The following is a 2,084-nucleotide window of genomic DNA, read 5'->3' as shown; positions in this document are numbered from 1 at the left end:
AAAAAGAAGACTTGATCGGGGGTCTGGGCCAGTGCGTTGCCGGTATGGTGGGGGCACAGGTCTTTAACAAGAACTCCAATTCTCAAGTAGACAGTGTCTATGGAGCAGTAACCTCAGGAACCAACTGGCGATTTGCAAAACTCGAGGGTGACCAACTCTTTATCGATGACAGGGAGTACTTTATCTCAGAAATTGCTCAGATCCTAGGGATCCTCTTGAGTTTTATTAGGGGCTCCGTCTCGCTTCGGGAATGGCAAACCTCTGCAGTACAAGCCTTAACTTGAGCAGCCATTTGAGGGAACAATGTTCGACGTTTTCAAAAACCGCTTGGAAATCACCGGCACCCTCACCACCGTGACCGCTCTGCACATCGGGGTGGGCCGCTCCACCGAACCCATCGGCTCGGATTTGCCGGTTCTCAAGGATGCGCTGGGCCGTCCGCTCATTCCCGGCTCCAGTTTGAAGGGGGCGATGCGCTCTCGCCTGGAAAGTTTCTTGCGGGGCATCAACCCAGAGCTGGCCAGGGATCCCGGCGAATTGACCAGCAGCGAGCAATTTCAGATCATCAACCAAATTAAAAATGACTACAAAGGGGACGATGCGGCTCTGACTCAAAAGCTCATTGAGGCCACCGACTGGGTCTCGCAGGTGTTTGGATCCCCTTGGTTGGCCGGCAAGGTGCAGATCCGAGATTTGCCCGTGGTGCCGGAAGCCTGGTTTGGCCAGTACCAAGAGCGGGATGGCGTGGCCATCGATCGGGATACGGAAACGGCGGCAGATGGCAAGCTGTACGACTTGCAAGTGGTGCCTGCCAGCACCCCCTTCCGGTTTCATGCCGTCGTCGAAAATGCCGAGGAATGGGAACTGGGCCTCTTGGCCATTGGCCTGCACCAATTGGAAACGGAACAGATCCCCCTGGGAGGGGGGCGCTCCCGTGGCTTGGGGGTTGTCCGCCTGCAGATCTCGGCAATCTATTGGTTCGACTCGGAAGGGGATCCAAGACGGCTGCTGGCCTACCTTCAAGAGCTGGTGGCCGGATCCCGACAGCCGCTCAGCCCGGAGCAGGCTGCCGCTTTGCGCCAAGACTGGGTGAAAGCCCTGGTTGCCAAATTAACAACGGCCTCTCAACGGCAATCGGTCGGCCCCCGCCGCTAGCCCTATTTCATGTCAGGAGGGATCCCGATGGTCTTCATGGACTCTACAACGGTTGGCGATACGGTCAGCGTTTTCCACCCCTATCGGTTGACAAACTGGACAGACTGCTTGCCGCCCCAAGCCCCTCAACCAAAAGCTCCTGTTCTGGTGTGAAGGATCCCAGGCTATGCACAAACGCTACGTTAACCATTGCACCCTCTGCCTCACCCTCAAGCCCGATGGCCCTGTTCTCATCAAGGCGGGCAAAGGAGGGGCTGACCCGACGAAGCCGGATATGGAGTTCGTCGAAACCTATCACGGCGGCGGGCGAACGGTCTATTTTCCCGGCAGCTCCCTCAAAGGGGCAATTCGCGCCCATGCGGAGCGCATCGTCCGAACGGTGGGCAGCGACAGACGTCCTGAGGGGGGAGGCTTCAAACTCTGGGCCAGCGATCCCCTCGACCAAAAGGCCAATCAATGGCTGGAAAAAATTGAAGAGCCCCACCAGGTTTACGCCCTTTCTTCCTTTACGGATCAGATGTTCGGCAACACAGCCATCGCCAGCCGGGTCCGCATCGAAGATGCCTATCCCAAGCCGGGAACCCCTCTGCGCCTGGAGGAACGTAATGGGGTGGCCATCGACCGCGTCTTCGGCTCAGTGGAGGTGGGGCCGTTCAGCTATCAAGTGTGCGTAGAGGGATCCTTTCAAACCAAGATCCACCTGAAAAACTTTACCCTGGCCCAACTGGGTCTGCTGGGACTGGCGTTGCGGGATCTGGATGAAGGCTGGTTTGGCATCGGCTTTGCCAAGTCCCGCGGCATGGGCACCGTTCGGGTTGAGTACGAGTGGGCGGTGGTGGACTATCCGGGCTGCCTGGTGGATGAGGCAAACGAGCAGATTCGACTGCTGGGATCCCCCCTGACCTGGCCACAGGGATCCCTGTTGGGGG

At 58.1% G+C, this 2,084-nt stretch carries 2 protein-coding genes and 1 pseudogene; all 3 read left to right on the top strand.

The genetic code is table 11. The features are described 5' to 3' along the window. A pseudogene (locus NW815_RS05740) lies at positions 1 to 284 on the top strand (hypothetical protein); the annotation flags it as partial. Between the two features lie 19 nt (positions 285 to 303). Continuing rightward, positions 304 to 1,155: a CRISPR-associated RAMP protein Csx7 gene (csx7, locus tag NW815_RS05735; RefSeq protein WP_414390637.1), complete on the top strand. Its 852-nt coding sequence runs from the start codon at positions 304 to 306 to the stop codon at positions 1,153 to 1,155. Positions 1,156 to 1,321: 166 nt separating this feature from the next. Further along, positions 1,322 to 2,084 (top strand): RAMP superfamily CRISPR-associated protein (locus NW815_RS05730; RefSeq protein WP_414415800.1); only part of this gene is annotated, 763 nt, incomplete at its 3' end.

This window comes from Synechococcus sp. R6-7, assembly GCF_047461695.1.
In the GTDB taxonomy this organism is placed as follows: domain Bacteria; phylum Cyanobacteriota; class Cyanobacteriia; order Thermostichales; family Thermostichaceae; genus Thermostichus.
Note: the sequence above shows the minus strand (reverse complement) of the source record. Positions and strands in the feature narration are given on the sequence as shown.